General features: G+C 61.9%; 20 protein-coding genes. 12 read left to right on the forward strand and 8 right to left on the reverse strand.

Translation table 11 applies throughout. The features are described 5' to 3' along the window. Window positions 1-97: 97 nt before the first annotated feature. Complete coding sequence (locus tag A462_RS15850; RefSeq protein WP_003210159.1) at window positions 98-1,009, reverse strand: LysR substrate-binding domain-containing protein; 912 nt, start codon at window positions 1,007-1,009, stop codon at window positions 98-100. 251 nt (window positions 1,010-1,260) lie between these two features. On the opposite strand from A462_RS15850, the gene A462_RS15845 reads away from it, so the two are divergent. Further along, window positions 1,261-2,676, forward strand: a complete 1,416-nt coding sequence (locus A462_RS15845) for a purine-cytosine permease family protein (protein ID WP_008435358.1) — start codon at window positions 1,261-1,263, stop codon at window positions 2,674-2,676. Window positions 2,677-2,897: 221 nt separating this feature from the next. Beyond that, entirely contained in the window at window positions 2,898-3,389 is a 492-nt protein-coding gene (locus A462_RS15840; protein WP_008435359.1) for a GNAT family N-acetyltransferase, read from the forward strand. A gap of 165 nt (window positions 3,390-3,554) precedes the next feature. On the opposite strand, the gene A462_RS15835 is transcribed toward A462_RS15840, so the two are convergent. After that, entirely contained in the window at window positions 3,555-4,994 is a 1,440-nt protein-coding gene (locus A462_RS15835) for an amidase (protein ID WP_008435360.1), read from the reverse strand. 101 nt (window positions 4,995-5,095) lie between these two features. Here A462_RS15835 and A462_RS15830 point away from each other — a divergent pair, with 101 nt between their 5' ends. Together A462_RS15830 and A462_RS15825 are read left to right on the forward strand one after the other, a co-directional pair. Next, window positions 5,096-5,662: a TetR/AcrR family transcriptional regulator gene (locus A462_RS15830; protein WP_032899391.1), complete on the forward strand. Its 567-nt coding sequence runs from the start codon at window positions 5,096-5,098 to the stop codon at window positions 5,660-5,662. Window positions 5,663-5,678: 16 nt separating this feature from the next. After that, on the forward strand, window positions 5,679-6,104 hold the full coding sequence (locus tag A462_RS15825; RefSeq protein WP_008435362.1) for a GNAT family N-acetyltransferase: 426 nt from the start codon (window positions 5,679-5,681) through the stop codon (window positions 6,102-6,104). 3 nt (window positions 6,105-6,107) lie between these two features. Here the strand turns inward: A462_RS15825 and A462_RS15820 are convergent, their stop codons facing one another. Next, on the reverse strand, window positions 6,108-6,623 hold the full coding sequence (locus tag A462_RS15820; protein WP_080673229.1) for a GNAT family N-acetyltransferase: 516 nt from the start codon (window positions 6,621-6,623) through the stop codon (window positions 6,108-6,110). 132 nt (window positions 6,624-6,755) lie between these two features. Between A462_RS15820 and A462_RS15815 the strand changes: the two genes are divergently transcribed. Continuing rightward, entirely contained in the window at window positions 6,756-7,436 is a 681-nt protein-coding gene (locus A462_RS15815; RefSeq protein ID WP_008435364.1) for a class I SAM-dependent methyltransferase, read from the forward strand. A gap of 14 nt (window positions 7,437-7,450) precedes the next feature. Here the strand turns inward: A462_RS15815 and A462_RS15810 are convergent, their stop codons facing one another. Then, window positions 7,451-8,656, reverse strand: coding sequence for a TPM domain-containing protein (locus A462_RS15810; RefSeq protein WP_008435368.1), 1,206 nt, complete (start codon window positions 8,654-8,656; stop codon window positions 7,451-7,453). A gap of 127 nt (window positions 8,657-8,783) precedes the next feature. Here A462_RS15810 and A462_RS15805 point away from each other — a divergent pair, with 127 nt between their 5' ends. Both A462_RS15805 and A462_RS15800 read left to right on the forward strand, forming a co-directional pair. Further along, window positions 8,784-9,602 (forward strand): alpha/beta fold hydrolase, encoded by an 819-nt coding sequence (locus tag A462_RS15805; RefSeq protein WP_008435369.1) that lies wholly within the window; start codon window positions 8,784-8,786, stop codon window positions 9,600-9,602. After that, window positions 9,589-10,764 carry a PAS domain-containing sensor histidine kinase gene (locus A462_RS15800; RefSeq protein WP_008435370.1) on the forward strand — a complete coding sequence of 392 codons (1,176 nt, stop codon included), beginning with the start codon at window positions 9,589-9,591 and terminating at the stop codon, window positions 10,762-10,764. The genes A462_RS15805 and A462_RS15800 overlap by 14 nt, the downstream gene beginning before the upstream one ends. Here A462_RS15800 and dapF read toward each other — a convergent pair. Beyond that, a complete protein-coding gene (dapF, locus tag A462_RS15795) occupies window positions 10,733-11,566 on the reverse strand; it encodes a diaminopimelate epimerase (protein WP_008435375.1) in 834 nt (277 codons plus the stop codon). The genes A462_RS15800 and dapF overlap by 32 nt on opposite strands. 130 nt (window positions 11,567-11,696) lie before the next feature. Between dapF and A462_RS15790 the strand changes: the two genes are divergently transcribed. Continuing rightward, entirely contained in the window at window positions 11,697-12,755 is a 1,059-nt protein-coding gene (locus tag A462_RS15790) for an alginate lyase family protein (RefSeq protein ID WP_008435376.1), read from the forward strand. Between the two features lie 45 nt (window positions 12,756-12,800). Beyond that, entirely contained in the window at window positions 12,801-13,301 is a 501-nt protein-coding gene (locus A462_RS15785; protein WP_008435378.1) for an AAA family ATPase, read from the forward strand. Here A462_RS15785 and A462_RS15780 read toward each other — a convergent pair. Continuing rightward, entirely contained in the window at window positions 13,298-14,860 is a 1,563-nt protein-coding gene (locus tag A462_RS15780; protein ID WP_008435380.1) for a L,D-transpeptidase family protein, read from the reverse strand. The genes A462_RS15785 and A462_RS15780 overlap by 4 nt on opposite strands. 37 nt (window positions 14,861-14,897) lie before the next feature. Here A462_RS15780 and A462_RS0132485 point away from each other — a divergent pair, with 37 nt between their 5' ends. Continuing rightward, a complete protein-coding gene (locus tag A462_RS0132485) occupies window positions 14,898-15,611 on the forward strand; it encodes a murein L,D-transpeptidase catalytic domain family protein (protein WP_023658766.1) in 714 nt (237 codons plus the stop codon). Between the two features lie 86 nt (window positions 15,612-15,697). Continuing rightward, complete coding sequence (locus A462_RS15775) at window positions 15,698-16,447, forward strand: creatininase family protein (RefSeq protein ID WP_008435386.1); 750 nt, start codon at window positions 15,698-15,700, stop codon at window positions 16,445-16,447. Window positions 16,448-16,599: 152 nt separating this feature from the next. On the opposite strand, the gene A462_RS15770 is transcribed toward A462_RS15775, so the two are convergent. Beyond that, a complete protein-coding gene (locus tag A462_RS15770; protein WP_003210199.1) occupies window positions 16,600-16,941 on the reverse strand; it encodes a hypothetical protein in 342 nt (113 codons plus the stop codon). A 29-nt stretch (window positions 16,942-16,970) separates the two neighbouring features. Then, window positions 16,971-17,609 (reverse strand): hypothetical protein, encoded by a 639-nt coding sequence (locus A462_RS15765; protein ID WP_032899392.1) that lies wholly within the window; start codon window positions 17,607-17,609, stop codon window positions 16,971-16,973. Between the two features lie 143 nt (window positions 17,610-17,752). Here A462_RS15765 and A462_RS15760 point away from each other — a divergent pair, with 143 nt between their 5' ends. Beyond that, window positions 17,753-18,016, forward strand: coding sequence for a hypothetical protein (locus A462_RS15760; protein WP_008435390.1), 264 nt, complete (start codon window positions 17,753-17,755; stop codon window positions 18,014-18,016). Window positions 18,017-18,018 lie beyond the last annotated feature (2 nt).

An 18,018-nucleotide genomic window follows, 5' to 3' on the forward strand; every position in this document is an offset into this window, starting at 1 on the left:
GCGGGCTTGCTCGCGAATGCGGTGCGACAGTCACCCGATGTATTGACTGATCCACCGCATTCGCGAGCAAGCCCGCTCCCACATTTTAGTTCTGTGTCTAACCTAACAACCGCGCCAGCTCTTCCCGGCAATACTCCACAAACAACTGCACCGGCTTGGTCAACGGCGCCCGCCGCAACCACACCGCCGACAACCCCGACCCCGTCACCGTCTCCGCCAACGGCACGCACACCAGCTTCTGCCCGTCATAGGAATACGGCGAAAACGGCTTGGTCACCAGGATCGAAAACCCGAACCCGCGCCCCACCATCCCCCGCACCATCTCGATCGACGGCGAACTGAAGACAATATTCGGCGTCAGTCCACGCTCTTCAAAGATGCTCACGAAGTACGTCCGGCTCGGCAGCACATCCAGCAAAATCATCGGTTCCAGCACCAAGTCCGCCAACGACACCTTGGCCTGCTGCGCAAACCGGTGATCCGCCGGCAGCAACGCATAGGGTTGCTGCGGCGGCATCAGCGGCGTGGTCTCGATGGCGCTGCCCAGGTCATGCTCAAACAGCATCGCCACATCGATACTGCCGGCCGTCAGCGCCTGTACTAGTTCCTGTTGTTCGCCATCGCGCAGACGGATTTCCACCCCCGGCCAACGCTCCCGGAAACCGGCAATCAAGCGCGGCAAATACAGCGGTGCCACGGTTTCGAAGCAACCGATATCGATCTGCCCCGCCACCACGTCATTGTCTGCCAGGGCGTTCTGCTCAAATTCGTGGGCCACCCGCAGCAGCTCCAGGGCCTTGCGATAGAACCGCGCACCGCTTGGCGTCAGCGACACCCCTTGGGCGTGATGGCGGATAAACAGCTGCACACCGAAGCTGTCTTCCAGCTGTTTGATGGCCGTCGACACCGACGGTTGCGCGATATAGAGCTTGCGCGAGGCCTCTGCCACGCTGCCGCACTCGGCCGTGGTTACAAAATATCTGAGCTGGCGCAGGTTATAGGCAGCCATCGGGACCTCCATAAACGTGGGATTTCGCCCCAAACAAGTGCGTGAAAATCGGCTTTTTCACACTGATTCAAGTGCATGCAACATACCGGAGCAAAAAACCCCGCGAGATATTATTTTTAAGGTCTATAGCAACAAACTTACTAATTTACCTCCCTGTGACCATTGCACATGATCACTCCAACAACAAAAGCGACGCACACGCGCCGCCCAGCGAAGTACGTCAACGTACTCACCTTGCCTTGGAGCTCGTCATGGTTACCACTGCAACATCCTCCGCCCCGCTTATCGAAAAACACACGATTGGATACGTGCCCCCGGAAGATCGCCACGGAAAGGTAAGAGACCTGTTCACCCTGTGGTTCGGCGGCAACATCGCGCCGTTGCCCATCGTCACCGGCGCGCTGGCCGTGCAACTGTTCGGCCTGAACCTGGTGTGGGGCATCATCGCCATCCTCGTCGGCCACCTCGTCGGCGGCGTGCTGATGGCGCTGCACTCGGCCCAGGGCCCGCAGATGGGCATCCCGCAAATGATCCAGAGCCGCGCCCAGTTCGGCTCCCTCGGCGCACTGCTGGTGGTGGTGATCGCCGGCGTGATGTACATCGGCTTCTTCGCCTCCAACATCGTATTGGCGGGCAAATCCCTGCACGGCGTCGTCGACGTGATCCCGGTACCGGTAGGCATCGTCATCGGCGCCATCGGCTCGGGGATCATCGGCATCATCGGCTACCGCTTCATCCACGTCCTCAACCGCATCGGCACCTGGGTGCTGGGCGCGGGCATCGTGCTGGGGTTCGGCTACATCTTCACCCATGTGCAGACGGCCGACTTCCTGACACGCGGTAACTTCAACATCTCCGGCTGGCTGGCCACCGTGTCGCTGGCCGCGCTGTGGCAGATCGCGTTTGCGCCGTATGTGTCTGACTACTCCCGCTACCTGCCGGCGGATGTGCCGGTGGCGTCGACCTTCTGGACCACCTATCTGGGCACCGTGCTCGGTTCCAGCCTGTCGTTCATCTTTGGTGCGGTTGCGGTACTGGCTACGCCGGTGGGCATGGACACCATGGACGCGGTCAAACTGGCGACCGGCTCCATTGGACCGCTGATGCTGTTGCTGTTCCTGCTTAGTGTGATCAGCCACAACGCGCTTAACCTGTACGGTGCGGTGCTGTCATTGATCACCCTGGTACAGACCTTTGCCTACCGCTGGATCCCGACCGCCAAGGCGCGTGCCGTGATCTCGGTGCTGGTGCTGGCGGCGTGCTCGATTGCGGCGGTGTTTGCGTCAAAGGATTTTATCGGGCACTTCGTGGACATGGTGCTGGTGTTGTTGGTGGTACTGGTGCCGTGGACGGCGATCAACCTGATCGACTTCTATGCGATTCATAAGGGCAAGTACGACATTGGTTCGATCTTTCGGGTGGATGGCGGGATTTACGGGCGGTACAACCCTCAGGCGCTGGTGGCCTATGCGGTGGGGATTGTGGTGCAGATTCCGTTTATGAATACGCCGCTGTATGTCGGGCCGATTTCGGCGCATATCAACGGGGCGGATTTGTCCTGGTTGGTGGGGTTGGTGGTGACGTCGCCGTTGTATTTCTGGTTGGCGAGTCGGGACAGTGCGTATAAGCGTCGGTTGGAGGGGGGGAAGTTGGTGGGTGGGGTTTAATAGAGCCTGGCTCAGTTACGAGAAAACCCGCATTTGCGGGTTTTCCAGTTATCCGGCTTGGCGAATATTGATGGTGCCAGGAAGGCCGCCATCGCGGCCTCGCTAAAGCTCGACGGCTCCCATAGGGGGTCGGTGGTGTGAGTGGGTTTTGTGTTCGGCGGTGCTGTCGGGGTGTTCTTTCTTTATCATGGGGGCTGTCGTTCAATTTCTCTGGTAACCCAATGCACGCCCTCACCTTCCGTAACGCCAACCCCGCAGACGCCAACCGTTGCTACGAGATCGAAATCTCGGCCTACGAAGGCGATGAAGCCGCGACCCTGGAAAAGATCGCCACGCGCATTGCGCTGTACCCGCAAGGCTTTCTGATCCTGGAGGCGGATGGTGTTGTGGTCGGTTTCATCAACTGCGGTTGCGCCGATGAAGTGGTGATGTCGGATGAGGCCTTCAAGGAGTTGGTCGGGCATTCAGCCGATGCGCCGAATGTGGTGATCATGTCGGTGGTGGTGGATCCCGCCCAGCAAGGCAAGGGCTACTCCACGCGCTTGATGACGGAGTTCGTGCAGCGCATGCAGGCGATGGGCAAGAAGACCATTCACCTGATGTGCAAGGACCGCCATGTGGAGCTGTATAAGCGCATGGGCTATCGCTATGTGCAGCCGTCGGCGTCGGACCATGGCGGGATGGCGTGGCATGAGATGGTGATGGATATCTAGCCATCACACTTCCCCCTGTGGCGAGGGAGCTTGCTCCCGTTGGGGTGCGAAGCGCCCCTGATTCAGTGGATGCGGTTTTTCAGAGACCTGGTGACCGGTTTTGGGGCTGCTGCACAGCCCAACGGGAGCAAGCTCCCTCGCCACAGGGAAAGCATTTGCCTTGGGTTACAGGTTTCCCCCGGCCCACACGTGCGGGCGACGTGCAGCCCAAGGCGTTGCCCGTTCCAGTTGCGTCGCCAGGCCAAGCAACATGCCCTCCTGACCAAACGCGCCCATGAACTGCATGCCGATCGGCAGCCCGCTCCGGGAATCATGACCCAGCGGCACCGACATCGCCGGCGCGCCAATGACGTTGGCCAGCGCGGTAAACGGCGAATGCGCAAACACTCGATTCATCCACCCTCGCCCGTCCAGTTGCGCCTGCCCCTGGATGTAGTCGCCGATCATCGGCGCCAGCCCGGGCAGTGTGGGCGACAGCAGCACGTCATATCGCTGGAACAGGTCACCCATGTGGCGCGCGACGATGTTGCGTTCCCACAGGGCCCCCAACAGGTCTATCGCTTGCAGTGACTTGCCCAGGCGATACAACGCCAGTGTCGCCGGTTCCAGGTATTCAGCACTGATCGAACGACCCGTCGCGCCGGCAACTGCATCTATCCAGGCTGCCGTATTCGACGACCAGAAGCGCGCATTGAGTTCGACAAACGCCTCCCAACTGACGCCAATGTCCGGCTGGATTTCTTCAACCTGATGACCCAGTGCTTCCAGTTGTTTGGCGGTATTGAACAGCGCCTGTTCCACCGCCGGATGCAGCTTCTGCCCGTTTAAAGGCAGGCTCTGGAGGGCAATGCGCAACGAACCGGGCGCCCGTTGGGCAAGCGCCGAAAAGCTGTTTTCTGGCGGTGCTATGCGAAACGGATCTCCAGGCGCGCCGCCATGGATCGCGTCGAGCATGCCAGCGCTGTCGCGTACCGAACGGGTCAATACCCCGTGCACTGCCAAACCACTCCAGACTTCGTCGACGTCCGGCCCCATGGGCACGCGACCACGGCTGGGCTTGAGCCCGAACAGGCCGCACATGGACGCGGGTACGCGGATTGAGCCGCCGCCATCGGTCGCATGCGCCACCGGTACCAACCCCGCCGCCACCGCCGCTGCCGAGCCGCCGCTGGAACCACCGGCGCTGCGCTGCACGTCCCACGGGTTGCGGGTGGGGCCTGAAAAGCGGCTTTCGGTGGTGGTGCTGGCGGCGAATTCGGGGGTGGTGGTGCGGCCCAACGGCATGAGGCCGGCGCGGCGCAGGCGGGTCATCAGTTCCGAGTCGGCATCGGCGGTGCAGCCCTGCGCGAGCGCGCTGCCGAGTTCATTGCGGCGGCCTGCGGCGCTGACGCCCAGGTCTTTGAGCAGCAGCGGCACGCCATGGAACGGGCCTTGGGCCGCAACCGGTTCATCGTCCCAGGCTTCCACTAAGGCGTTGATCTGCGGGTTGACGGCTAAGATGGCTTGCAGGGCCACCGCGCGCACCTCGTCGACACTGACAGCGTGGGTGTGGATCAGGCGTGCCAGGCCGGTAGCATCCTGATCGGCATATTCAGACAGGTACATGAAACCCTCCAAACGGGTATGATGAATACTCTTCGGTATCGGACGATACCGATAAGTATCATGCGATACTCAATGGTATCGCTGTCAAGTGGAGAATGTGCATGCGTGCGCAACGGACACCTCAAATGCCGCCCCGCGAGCGGATCGTCGATGCGGCGCAAACGCTGTTTGTCGAACAGGGCATCACCCGTGTCAGCGTGGATGCCATTGCGGCACTGGCCGCCTCGACCAAGATGACCGTGTACCGGCATTTCGAGAATAAGGATGCGCTGGTGCTGGAGTGGCTGGAGCGCCTGACGGAAAGCTACAGCGATGTGCTGGATGGCCTGGCGCAGCAACACCCCGACTCCCCCAGGGAACAGCTGCTGGGCTTGGCGGTTTTTATCGTCGAAGACCTGGAACGGGCGGGCTATCGCGGTTGCCCGTTTACCAACACCCTCGCGGAAATTCCGGAGGCCGATCACCCTGCGCGAGCGCTGATCCAGGCGCATAAAAAACGCCAGTTTGAGCGGGTGAAGCTGCTGTGTACGCAGCTCAAGGCGAGCAAGCCCGGGGAGCTGGCTGAAGAGCTGACGTTGTTGATGGAAGGTGCCCAGGTGGTTGCGCAAAACAAAGGCGTGGATCAGGTGGGTGAACGGCTGATGCGGATGGTGCGGGAACGGCTTTGACAGGGAGCAGAACCTGATGAAACAGCATTTGATTGAGATAGGTGACCAACCAGACGCCGAAGCCGAGCAGCTTCTCGGCAAGGGACTCGCCGCCTTCAACGAACACATCACCGGCTCCAATGACCGACGTCCGTTGACGGTGCTGATCAAGGATCCCGACACCGGTGAAACCCTCGGCGGCATCACCGGCAAAACCAGCCTCGGGATGGCGTTCCTCGACCTGTTCCATTTGCCCGATGCGCTGCGTGGTTCAGGCCTGGGTACATCGCTGCTGAAGGCGTTCGAAGACGAAGCCCGTCACCGAGGGTGCCGCTCGGCGGTGCTGTACACCATCAGTTTCCAGGCCCCGGAATTTTACGAGAAGAATGGCTGGGTACGTTTTGGTGAAATACCATGCGACCCGCAAGGCAGCAGCCGGGTTTTCCTCAGCAAAACGCTCTGACGGCTAGACGCCAAGCCTTTTGCCAAACAACCGATTTTCATGGGTTTCATTCTGGAACGTATACGTAGGCGCCCCCAATAGCTCATAACCACGACGCGGATAAAAACCCAGCGCCCGCTCGTTGCCGACCCACACCGTCGCCCACAACAAAGAAGCGCCACCCTGCCCTGCGCGCTGTTCAGCCGCTTGCAGCAAACGGTAGCCGAGTCCGAGCCCGGTAAACCGTTCCTGGATGTAGAGCCGCTGCAACTCCGCCGCCTTCGGGGTTGAGATCAGCGCATGGCCGGTGTCCATCGCCACCTGGGCAAACCCCACCAGATGCCCGTTGGCTTCAGCGACGATGATGGCCGTAGCCGGCTGGACGATCAGCGCGGAAATCGTCTGGGGCGAAAACGCTTGCAGCGCCTCGGCGGCGATTGAGTCGCGAATGCCTTCGGTGGCGTAAGTATCGAGAAAAACCTGCATGCCCAGCACACCAACGCATAACGCGTCTTCAGGCCGTGCATCGCGGATAAGCATGTCGGGAAGCATTCGAGGGGTACTCTCAAAATCAGCAAAGGCAACGTTTTAACACAACTGCACATCTCTTCAATTGCCAGCCTGAATTTGCCCCAGTAGGGTTGTCGCTTCCCCCGCCAACAGGAGCCAGCAATGACCTGGTTTTCAGATCCCGACGCTGTCGCCCGCTACGCCGAAGGCCCGGTGAGGCTGGTGCCGGGTTTCGAGTCCTTGCAGCGCATGAGCACGCTGCTGCTGCGCGAAAGCGTCCCAGCCACCGGCAAGGTATTGGTACTCGGTGCAGGCGGCGGCCTGGAGTTGAAGAAGTTTGCCGACAGCCAGCCCGAGTGGCAGTTTGTGGGGGTGGACCCGTCTGCCGAGATGCTGAAGCTGGCCGAGGCCACCTTGGGTCCGCTGATGGCCCGGGTGCAGTTGCATGAAGGCTATATCGATACCGCGCCCGAGGGGCCGTTCGATGCCGCCACGTCCTTGCTGACCTTGCATTTCATCCCGGCCGAAGAGCGTCTGCAAACCCTGAAAGAGCTGTGGCGGCGCTTGTCGCCGGGCGCGCCTTTGATTGCGGCGCATCACAGCTTCCCCCAATCCTCGCCAGAGGAAAAAGCGCGCTGGCTGAAGCGTTATGCAGCCTATGCCGTGGATTCCGGCGTACCGGCTGAAGATGCCCAGCGGGCGATTGCCGCCATCAGCAGCCACTTGCCGGTGTTGTCACCCAACGACGATGAAGCGCTGCTACGGGAGGCAGGCTTCGAAGGTGTGGAACTGTTCTACGCGGGCTTCAGCTTCAAGGGCTGGATTGCCTACAAGCCCGCCTAGCTTCCGGGGGAGGCTTACCAACTCCCCGACGCCCCACCCCCACCACTGGAACCACCACCACCCGATGAGCTGCTGCTGGAACTGGAACTCGAACCGGAGGAGCTGGAGCCCCCACCCGACCCCGACCCCGACCCGCCGCTGATACCGTGGGCAAAGATGAACAGCGCCGCGAACGAAGCGAAGGGAAACGCCAGCAGCCATCCCGTGGCGCCCTTGTCAATCAATGCCCCCACGATCCCGTACACCACCAGCACCGCCACCAGCCGCGCGATAAAGCCACCCTGGCTCTCTTTCCACATGCTCTTCATCACCAGGAACAGGCCGAGATACAGGCCCAGGACCAGCAACCCTGCGAATGGATAAGCCAGCCTGTGAATAAGGGATATCTCGCGCACGAAGTTATCGGTCAGCAGCACGCCGGCGATGTAGCCCAACAGCACCAGCACGGTGTAAAACGCCGCCCTCGCCTGCCACAACGCACCGAAAGTAGCGCCACCGATCAGCATGCACAGGGGCAGCAACAGCAAATAGACCGGCCAGTCCTTGCCGCCCGCAACCGCGACCAGCACCACGGTGACAACGACCACCGCCATCAGGGCCCGGCGCCAAGGGAGTTTTTCGGCGCCCATCAATACCCCGACCACCCCGCCGAAAATGAACGCCAGGAGCACCGCATACGCTTCAGGCGGGAAACCGGCCTTGGCCACCTCGGGCAAATTGCCCCCGTCCACCAACAGTGTCAGGTCGTCCACCGCTTGCTGCACGCCGCCTGCGTAATCGCCCTGGCGAAACGCCGGGGTGATGTGTTCCTCGATGATGCGGTGGGCCAGCAGGTCGGTGACCACGCCCTCCAGGCCGTAACCGACTTCGATCCGAACCTTGCGATCGTCTTTCGCCACCAGCAGCAGGATGCCGTCGTTGACGTCCTTGCGCCCCAGTTTCCAGGCACGGAACAGTTGGTTGGCGAAGTCCTCGATGCCAACGCCCTGGGTGCTCGGCAGCAGCATCACCGCCACCTGTGCGCCCTTGCGTTGTTCCAGACCGGCGAGTTGCGTGGTCATACGCGATTGAGTGGCAGCGTCGAGGGTTTGGGTCAGGTCGATCACGCGCTGGTCCAGCGCAACCGTGACCGGCGCCGGGGGAGCGGTATCGGCCCACACCTGCGAGCCGGAAACGATCAGTAGCAAGCCCAAGACACATCGCCGTAGGAACACCATCATGTTTTGTTACCTGAAGTTTCATCCTGAATCGGCCGACTTTACCCTATCGACGCTATAAACAGGTGACCCGACGCCACCGACTATCTAGACTTACGCCACCCCCACACACGCCCTACACGAGAACGCCATGGACCTTCAGCAGCGCAACAACGTCAGGGTGTATGGCAGCGGTCCCTCGACCCTGGTTTTCTCCCATGGCTTCGGGTGTGATCAAACCATGTGGAATTATCTGTTTCCTCACTTCACCGGCCGTTTCCGCGTGGTGCTGTATGACCTGGTGGGGGCTGGCCAATCTGACCTGAGCGCGTACGACAGCGAAAAATACAGCTCACTGACCGGCTACGCCCATGATCTGGGTGAGGTCATTGATGAATACGCCGCGGGCCCGGTGGTGCTGGTGGGGCACTCCGTCAGCGCCATGATCGGCGCCCTGGCCGATCGCCAGGCGCCCGGAACAATCGCCGCCCATGTGATGATCGGTCCTTCGCCCTGCTATATCGATTCCGGCGACTACACGGGCGGGTTCACCCTCGACGATATCCATTCGTTGCTCGATACCCTCGACAGCAATTACCTCGGCTGGTCCAGCACCATGGCCCCGGTAATCATGGGCGCACCCGGGCAACCGGCCCTCGGCGAAGAACTGACCAACAGTTTCTGCCGCACCGAGCCGGACATCGCCAAGCGCTTCGCACGGGTAACCTTCCTGTCGGACAACCGCCAGGACATCGCAGGCCTGATGACCCCCACCCTGATTCTGCAATCCACCGACGACTTGATCGCACCGGTCTGCGTGGGTGAATACCTGCACGCGGCGTTGCCCGCCAGCACGTATTGCCTGGTCGATAACGTGGGGCATTGCCCGCACATGAGTGCACCTGGGGCCTGCTCAGCGGCCATGGACAGTTTCCTGTTGCCATGGGTGGGTGCCGATGCCAGCCGATAACCTGTCGTTGCCGGACTCTCAACGTTTGTTCGACGGCGCGCCCTGCGCCTTGGTGGTTACCCGGGAAGACGGCACCATCGTGCAGGCCAACCAGTGCTTCAGCGACTGGACCGGCTTCAGCCTCGATGAGTTGAAAGAACGGCGGTTTCAGGACCTGCTGACGACGGGCGGGCGGATCTTCCATCAGACGCACCTGGCGCCGCTGATGAAAATGCAAGGCTCCATCGCCGAAGTGAAACTCGACCTGCTGCACCGTGACCGGCGCACCGTCACGGTATTGCTCAACGGCGTCAGGCACGAACATGCCGGTATTGCCTACAACGAACTGGCCCTTTTCGGCACCACCGACCGCGACAAGTACGAGCGCGAATTGCTCAACGCCCGCAAACTGGCTGAAGCCTTGCTGCAGGAAAAGACCGCCGCTGAAGTCGCGCTGCAGCAGGCCCAGGCCGAACTGAGCAGCGCCTATGAAATCGCCCAGCGCCGGGCGCTGTTTGCCGAGCAGATGGTCGCGATTGTCAGCCATGACCTGAAGAACCCGCTTACCGCGATCAAGATGGCCTCGGAGTTCCTCGCCCGTGGCGAGCGCAGCCCCAAGGAGCGCCAACTCCTGGGGCATATCGGCCTGTCCACCGAACGGGCGCAGCGGATGATCGCCGACTTGCTGGACTTCACCCAGGCCAGAGTCGGCCAGGGCATCAGCATCAATCCCGTAGCACTCGACCTGCACGCCGTCACCCGTGACAGTCTCGACGAGTTGCAAGTGGCGTTCCCCACGGCGACCCTCGAACATCACGCCACGGGCAGCGCCCGCACGTTCCTAGATGCCGACCGCATACAACAAATCATCGGCAACCTGGTGGCCAACAGCGTGGCGTACGGCGACCTGCAACAGCCGATTACCGTCACCTCGCACCAGGACGCACAAGAGAGCCGGCTCTCGGTGCATAACCAGGGGCCGGCGATTCCCGAAGCGTTGATGGCTGGCTTGTTTGAGCCCATGACCCGAGGCACGGAGCAGGACAGTGAGGTGCGTAGCGTTGGCCTGGGGCTGTTTATCGTGCGGGAAATTGCCAAGGCCCATGATGGAGGTGTTTCGGTGAGCTCAAGCCCGGACCGGGGCACCACCTTCAGTGTGCACTTTCCATTGCGCCACCCATGAGCGCGGCCGCCACCGTGCCGTGAACAACGGTTTGGACAGCCCCCGTCAACACCACGCCGCCGCGCCCATCCCAATGCACCGTCACGGTACCGCCATCGCATTGCACGTCGACGGTGTCATCCAGCAGCCCACGACGAATCCCGTTGACCACCGCGCCACAACAGCACGAACCCGAGCCTTGCGGGACACCGCCGCCCCGTTCCCAGATGCGCAGGCGGATATGACCCCGGTCGAGTACCTGCACGAAATGCACATTGGTCTTGTTGGGGAACAACGGGTGGGTTTCCAGTGACGGGCCAACCGCCGCAATATCGACCGTCGCCAGATCATCGACAAAGAAGGTGCAATGCGGGTTGCCCATGCTGCACGCCGCCGGGTCACCCTCCAGCGGCAAGCGTTCGGTGTCCATCGCTTGCGCCAGCGGAATAGCTTCCCAGCCCAATGACGGCGGCCCCATGTCCACCGACACCCGCTGCGCCGATTCGCGCACGCAGGTCAGCAGCCCCCGGTTGGTTCGCAGCACGAGGGTGGCGGTGCCGGCTTCGCGCATCAGCATGTCCGCCACTCCACGGGTGGCGCTGCCGCAGGTGTCGAGCGGGGTGCCGTTGGGGTTCCAGAATGTGATGCGGGCCGCGGCGTCAGCGCAATCGAGCACCACGGCCAATTGATTGAAGCCGATGCCGCGATGACGGTCACCCAGGCGGCGGGCGATTTCAGCGGTGATCGGGTCATCCTGGCCACGCCGGTCGATCACGATGAAATCATCACCGTGGGCGTGCATCTTCACGAACTGCAAAGTCATGGGGCGTCCTGTTCTCGACCGGGCAAGGCCTGCAAGGATAGAGGGCTGGCGGGTATTTCATCAAATTCCCATCACGGGCATGGTAGCGTGGCTGCGCCCCGATCGGGTCAATCCATCCCTGAGGAACAGCATGCTCCAACGCCCTCTGCACACCGTGGCCCTCGCCGCGCTGCTCGCCGCGTTCGCCAACGCCGCCTTTGCCGCGCCCCAGGTCCTGAGTGCCTGCCAGCCCGCCACCTCGAATCCGACCTCCAAATCGCTGCTGGCTGCCGCCCAGCGCCACCTCGGCGACCAGCCCGACGCCCTGCCCCATCTGCACACCGAAGGTACCTTGCCGAACCACGGCATCCGCGAGCAAAGCATCGCCGCCGAGAAGGATTGGCCAGTCATGCGCCAAGCGGCCCTGGCCTGGCGCCTGAGCCGTGACACGCGCTACCTCAAGCAAGTGGATGACTACCTGAGCGCGTGGGCCAGCACCTACCAGCCGGACTTCAACCCGATCGACGAAACCAACCTCGACATGCTGATCAGCGCCTACGCCCTCACCGCCAGCGACCTTCGCCCCCAGACCCGCGACGCCACCCGCGCGCTGCTGACCAACCTGGGCAATGGCTATATCGAGCGCATCAAGCAGTTCCACGGAGAAAAGAAAGCCACCAACACCAATAACTGGCAGAGCCACCGCGTAAAACTGGTCACGGTGGCCGCCGCTGCACTGGGCGACCGCGAGATGCTCGAACAGGCCTTCCAGCTGTTCCGGCAACAGATCAACGACAACGTACTGCCCGACGGCTCGGTGAGCGACTTCCAGGACCGTGACGCCCTGCACTATGTGGTCTACGACCTGGAGCCGCTGGTGCAGGCGGCGCTGGCGGCCAAGCCCTACGGCATTGGCGGCAACTGGCTGGACGTCACCGCGCCCCACGGTGGCTCGCTGAGCGAAGCACTGGACTGGCTGGCGCCGTATGCCAAAGGCCAGCGCAGCCACGAAGAGTTCGTGCATACCCACGTGCAGTTCGACCGGGACCGGGCCCGCGTAGGTGAGCCTGGCTACAGCGGCGAATGGAACCCGAAAAGCAGCAATACGCTGTACTGGCTGGCGGCGCAGTTGGACGCCCGGTATTTGCCGGTCGCCGAACAACTCGCGCCCAAGCCTTCGGACTGGATCAGCGCCTGTTATTTGAAGTGAGTCGCCCGGTAGACTGAGCCGACTCACCCCTTCGAAGGATCGACCATGCTTATTGTGTTCAGCGGCCTGCCCGGCACCGGGAAGACCACAATTGCCAAGGCCCTTGCCGGCCAATCCGGCGCCGTGTATCTGCGCATCGACACCATCGAGCAGGCCATCCGCGATGCAGGGGTCCTGGAGCAAGGTGTGGGCAGCAGCGGTTACCAGGTGGCCAATGCGTTGGCGTTGAGCAACCTGTTGCTGGGTCACACGGTTGTCGTCGATTGCGTTAACCCGGTGGCTGAAAGTCGTCACGCGTGGCGCGACACTGCGCTAAGCGCCGGTATGCAGCTGGTGAATATCCAGGTGGTGTGCTCCGACCCACACGAACACCAACGCCGCGTGGAATCACGCACCAGCGATATTCCGGGGCTCACGCCGCCCACCTGGCAGTCCGTCCTGGCCCATGAATATGAGCCATGGGCCGAGTCGCCATTGACCGTCGATACGGCGCGCTTGCCTCCCCATGAGGCGCTGACGATGATCAACGCTCAGCTAAGCGCCTAGAGCGCACTCTCCAACGCTTTCATCAACACCGGGTCGCGCCCGTAAATGTCCGGCGCGTAGAGCAACGCGCCCTTGCCATCGACCTGCACCGTCCAATACCCCAGCAGCACCGGTACCGGCGTCGCGAGCCGGAACTCGTGGGTGGTTTCCGTCGCCAGCAATTCTTCGGTGCGGATCTTCTCCGCCGGGCTCACCAGGAAGTCGCGCAACAGCAGCGGCTGCTCAACCCTCACACATCCCGAACTGAAGGCCCGCGGGCCTTTGGAGAACAGCGGCTGGCTCGGCGTGTCGTGCAAGTACACCGAATACGGGTTGGGAAAGCGCAGCACGATCCGGCCCAGCGGGTTGCGCGGGCCGGCGCCCTGGCGCAGCAGGATGTTGCCGGGGTGCGACCAGTCGACCTGTTCCGGTGCCAGCGGGTTGCCCTGGCTGTCGAGCACTTGCAGGTTCTGCTGGCGCAGGTATTCGGGGTTCAGGCGGATCGCCGGCAGCTTGTCCTCGCGCATGATGGTGGGCGGGATGGTCCAGGTGGGGTTCAGGGTCAGCCGGGTGATGCGCGACTTCAGCAGCGGCGTCTGGCGGTCGGCGCGGCCGACTTGCAGGCGGGTTTGCCACACGGGCACGCCGCCCTGGTAGAAGCTCAGTTGCGCCGCGGCCACGTTCACCAGCACGCCCTCGGGTTCCAGGTCCCGGGACAGCCAGCGAAACCGTTCAAGGTTGATGCGCAATTGTTCGCGGCGAATCGCCGGGCTGATGTTCAGCTCGGTGACCGTGCCGGGGCCGATCACGCCGTCGGCTTGCAGGGAATGGCTCTGCTGGAAGGTCTTGACTGCGTTGACCAACTCGCCACGGTATTGCGTCCCCGCGGAGGTGGCGCTCAGGTAGCCGCCATTGACCATTCGCCGCGCCAGTTGCGGCACCCGCGAATCGTCCATGCCCGGGCGCAGCAACGGGCCGCTGGCCACGGCTTCCCAATGCTGCAACGGTTGCTGGCGCAAGGCGGCGTAGGCACTGCGCAGGCCAAGGTATAGCGGCGCGCTCGGGCGGGCCTGGTCGAAGGCTTGGGCGACGCTCTGCATGCCGGCCTCGGCCATGGCCAGCAATTGGGTGTCGGGGTCCGGGGCCGGTTGCGAATGCCAGACGGGCTCGAAGCGCGACTGCTGCAAGCGGCCGAAATGCAGGTCCTGCAGGGCTTGCAGGTACTGCTGGCTGGTACCGATGTCGATGCACAGCACGTTCCCCGTGGCATCCGCCGGGGGCAGTCTATAGTGAGTCGGGTCCAGGCCATCGTCGGCCAGCAACTGCAGTTGGGCTAGCAATGCGGCGCGGCGATCCCCCTCGGACCACAGCACCACGTCGCCCTGCTGCTGATAAAACGCCTGCAAACGCGCCAGGGAAGGCGCATCGACCTGCCCGTCCGGGCCTGGGCAAACGGTCGACAATTGCGAGAGCGCCAATTGCACCGGGGCCGGCGACACCACCAACAGGTCTTCGGCTGTCGCGACCAGCGGTGCAACGAGCAGGCAAATGCTCAAGTAACATGCGTGTTTTTTGAACAATCGCTTAGCTCCCATCCACGGCGGAGATGCTTTATACATGCTGACCTTTTGCTGCCGACTCGGCCTGATCATCTCGACCTTTGCCTCGCTGAGCACCGTTGCGCTCGCAGACACGGGTAAACCTCTTACTCTGTATAGCAGCCTCGCCCACGCCGCTCCAGAACTCAACCCCGATGTACTGAAAAGAGCCTTGAGCGCCATGCAATGCGCGGTGGGCAATGGCATCGAACAGTCCGACCGGCTGGCGGTGATCGACTATTCCCAACCTTCGACCGCTCGTCGCCTATGGATCTTCGACCTGCGCAAGAAGACATTAGTGCTGCGGGATTTGGTGGCCCACGGACAAAAATCCGGGGAAAACTTCGCCACCCAGTTCTCCAACCGTGAAGGCAGTTACCAGTCCAGCATTGGCTTGTTCCGCACCCAAGAGAGCTACGAAGGCGCCCACGGCTACTCGCTGCGCATGGACGGCCTGGAGCCGGGTTTCAATGACCGTGCACGGGACCGCGCCATCGTGATCCATGCCGCCGACTATGTAAGCCCGTTGTGGAGCAAGCGCGAAGGCCGTATCGGCCGCAGCCAGGGTTGCCCCGCCGTACGCCCGCAGGTAGCGCGCCAGGTGGTGGACAAGCTCAAGGACGGCCAGTTCATGTTTTCCTGGTACCCCGACCAGCGCTGGCTGAAGTCCTCGGCTTACCTCAACTGCAAGCCGCGCCAGATGGCGAGTGCCGGTACGGTCAAAGGCGGTTGATGCTCTCGCTGTTGCCGTGCACCATGCGGCTCACGCCACCAGGAACTCCACCGTGTTCCTGGGCTTGATGAGAGAGAGAACCTGAGATGCTTTTACATCAATCCACCTGGATCGAGATTGGCCAGTTTCTGGAACGCAGCCGCAGCATCGTGATTCCCATCGGCTCCAACGAACAACACGGCCCCACCGGCCTGTTGGGCACCGACTGGATGTGCCCGGAAATCATTGCCCATGAAGCGCAGAAGAACGCCGACATCCTGATCGGCCCGACCTTCAACATCGGCATGGCCCAGCACCACCTGGGCTTCCCGGGCACCATTTCCCTGCGCCCTTCGACCTTTATCGCGGCGATTGGCGATTGGGTACGTTCGTTGGCAGGCCATGGTTTCGAGAAGATCCTGTTTCTCAATGGCCACGGCGGCAATATTGCCTCGATCGAAGCGGCGTTCTCCGAGCTGTATGCCGAGGCCAGCTTCAGCGGGCGCCCGTCGGGTTATGCGCTGAAACTGTGCAACTGGTGGGACCTGGAAGGCGTGAACGAACTGGCGCACCAGCAGTTCCCGGTGGGCCATGGCAGCCATGCCACGCCGTCGGAGATTGCCGTGACCCAATGGGCCTACCCGGACGCGATCAAGTCGGCTGACTACTCGCCGCAAATCGCCAACACCGGCCCGATCCGCGAAGCCCGCGACTTCCGCGCGCGATTCCCGGATGGGCGCATGGGTTCGGACCCGGCGCTGGCCACCCCGCAAAAAGGCGGTGAGTTGGTGGCGTTGGCGGCCAAGGGGTTGGTGAAAGCGGTCGAGACGTTCAGCAGCGAGCCAAAGCCGAGCTGAATCATTCGCTCAAGACAATGAAGATCAACTGTGGGAGCTGTCGAGCTTTAGCGAGGCTGCGATGGGATCACCTCGGTGTCACTGTCAGACCGCAGTGATGCTATCGCAGCCTCGCCGGGGCTCGACAGCTCCCACAGACCGGCCCCAGTCGATTACAGGCAATCCTGCGCCGCATGCTCGAACCGCGACGGCTTGAACGTCGATGCCAACGGCTTGCGCTCGTACAGGAACACCTTGCCGCCGTCCTGGGACTTGTAGACTTCGAGGATGTTGTCCGCGGCGATCTTGCTGCTCACCACGATCCGGGCATGCCGCGAATTCTGCGTGACCGTGGAGGTCATGCCGTTTTTCTCGAACTTGGGCACCACGCACTGCACGTAGGCTTCAGGATCCTTGGCGGTTTGCAGGGTAAGGGTTGGGGCATTGGGGGCGGATGCACAGCCCGTCATCAATAAAGAAGCAGAAGCCATCGCTGGCACTAACAACACGCGCATAAAAATTCCTGAAAAATAAACGAAGTGGGCTAACCGGCAGCGACCAACGCCTTGAGCGAGGCATCGAACTGCTTTAATGCGTTCAACTGAACGTCGCGCTGCTGCCCAATCTGTGCAGCGATCTGGGGCGCCGTTTTGTCATGTACCCACACATTAGGCAAGTGCATTTGCATCGAACTCTCGGCTTTGGCGATGTATTGCAGGTCAAGGTCATAGAACTTGGCAACAAATCGCGCTTCCACCAGGTCGTTACGCTGGGTCAGCAATTGGTTGTAGGTATCGAGCATCACCACCACATCCGGGTGCGCCTGCAACAGCGCATCAAGGTTGTCGTAACGGGTGACCGAGGCAAAGGTGTGCCGCAACGAAGCCATCAGCCAGTCAATCGCCAGGTCCGGGTCGGAACTGTCGACGAAGGCCTGGCGAATCTGCTCGTCCAGCTGGCCCTTGGCACCATTGACCGCCATGGCGTGGTAGCGCGCGAGGTACTCAAGGTTGTCAAGGGTGTTGTCGCTGTAGAGCACGCCGACCGATTGCGAATGCTGCAACCCGACCGGGCTGGCGACGATTGGCGCCAGGTGGCTGGCTTGAAGCCCCCCGGCCGACGCAGAGCCAACCATTGTGCTCATCAGCAGCGCCACCAGGGCCAAACCGGTAAAAGTCCTCATCGCAGGGTCCTTGCACATCATGTTCAATGATGGCAATTGTCCTCCTTTTTCAGAAAAACAGAACTCGCAATACTTGATGGTGACTATTATCTAGAGCAATAGTGTCGTGCAGGCCGCCTCACACAAAATGATAAGGAACGCCTATGAAGCCCCACCAGAAAACCTTCGATCGCATCCGTGAAGCTGTGCTTCCGGAGTTTCGCGAGCGGGTTGCCGATTACCTGGTCGACTATGAGGAAGTGCTGCTGGACAACGCCGCCGAACCGGAAGTGGTCTACGCGATTGCCCAGCAATTGCGTGGCTACTTGCGCGGTTTGAACACCACCCGGGTGCTGGGCATGGCCGACTGGGAAGACCTTGACCGCCGGGTGGTGCAAAGCTGGCTGGTGCTGCTCAAAGCCGAATAGCA

Origin of the sequence: Pseudomonas sp. Ag1 (assembly GCF_000278565.1) — a bacterium.
GTDB lineage: Bacteria > Pseudomonadota > Gammaproteobacteria > Pseudomonadales > Pseudomonadaceae > Aquipseudomonas.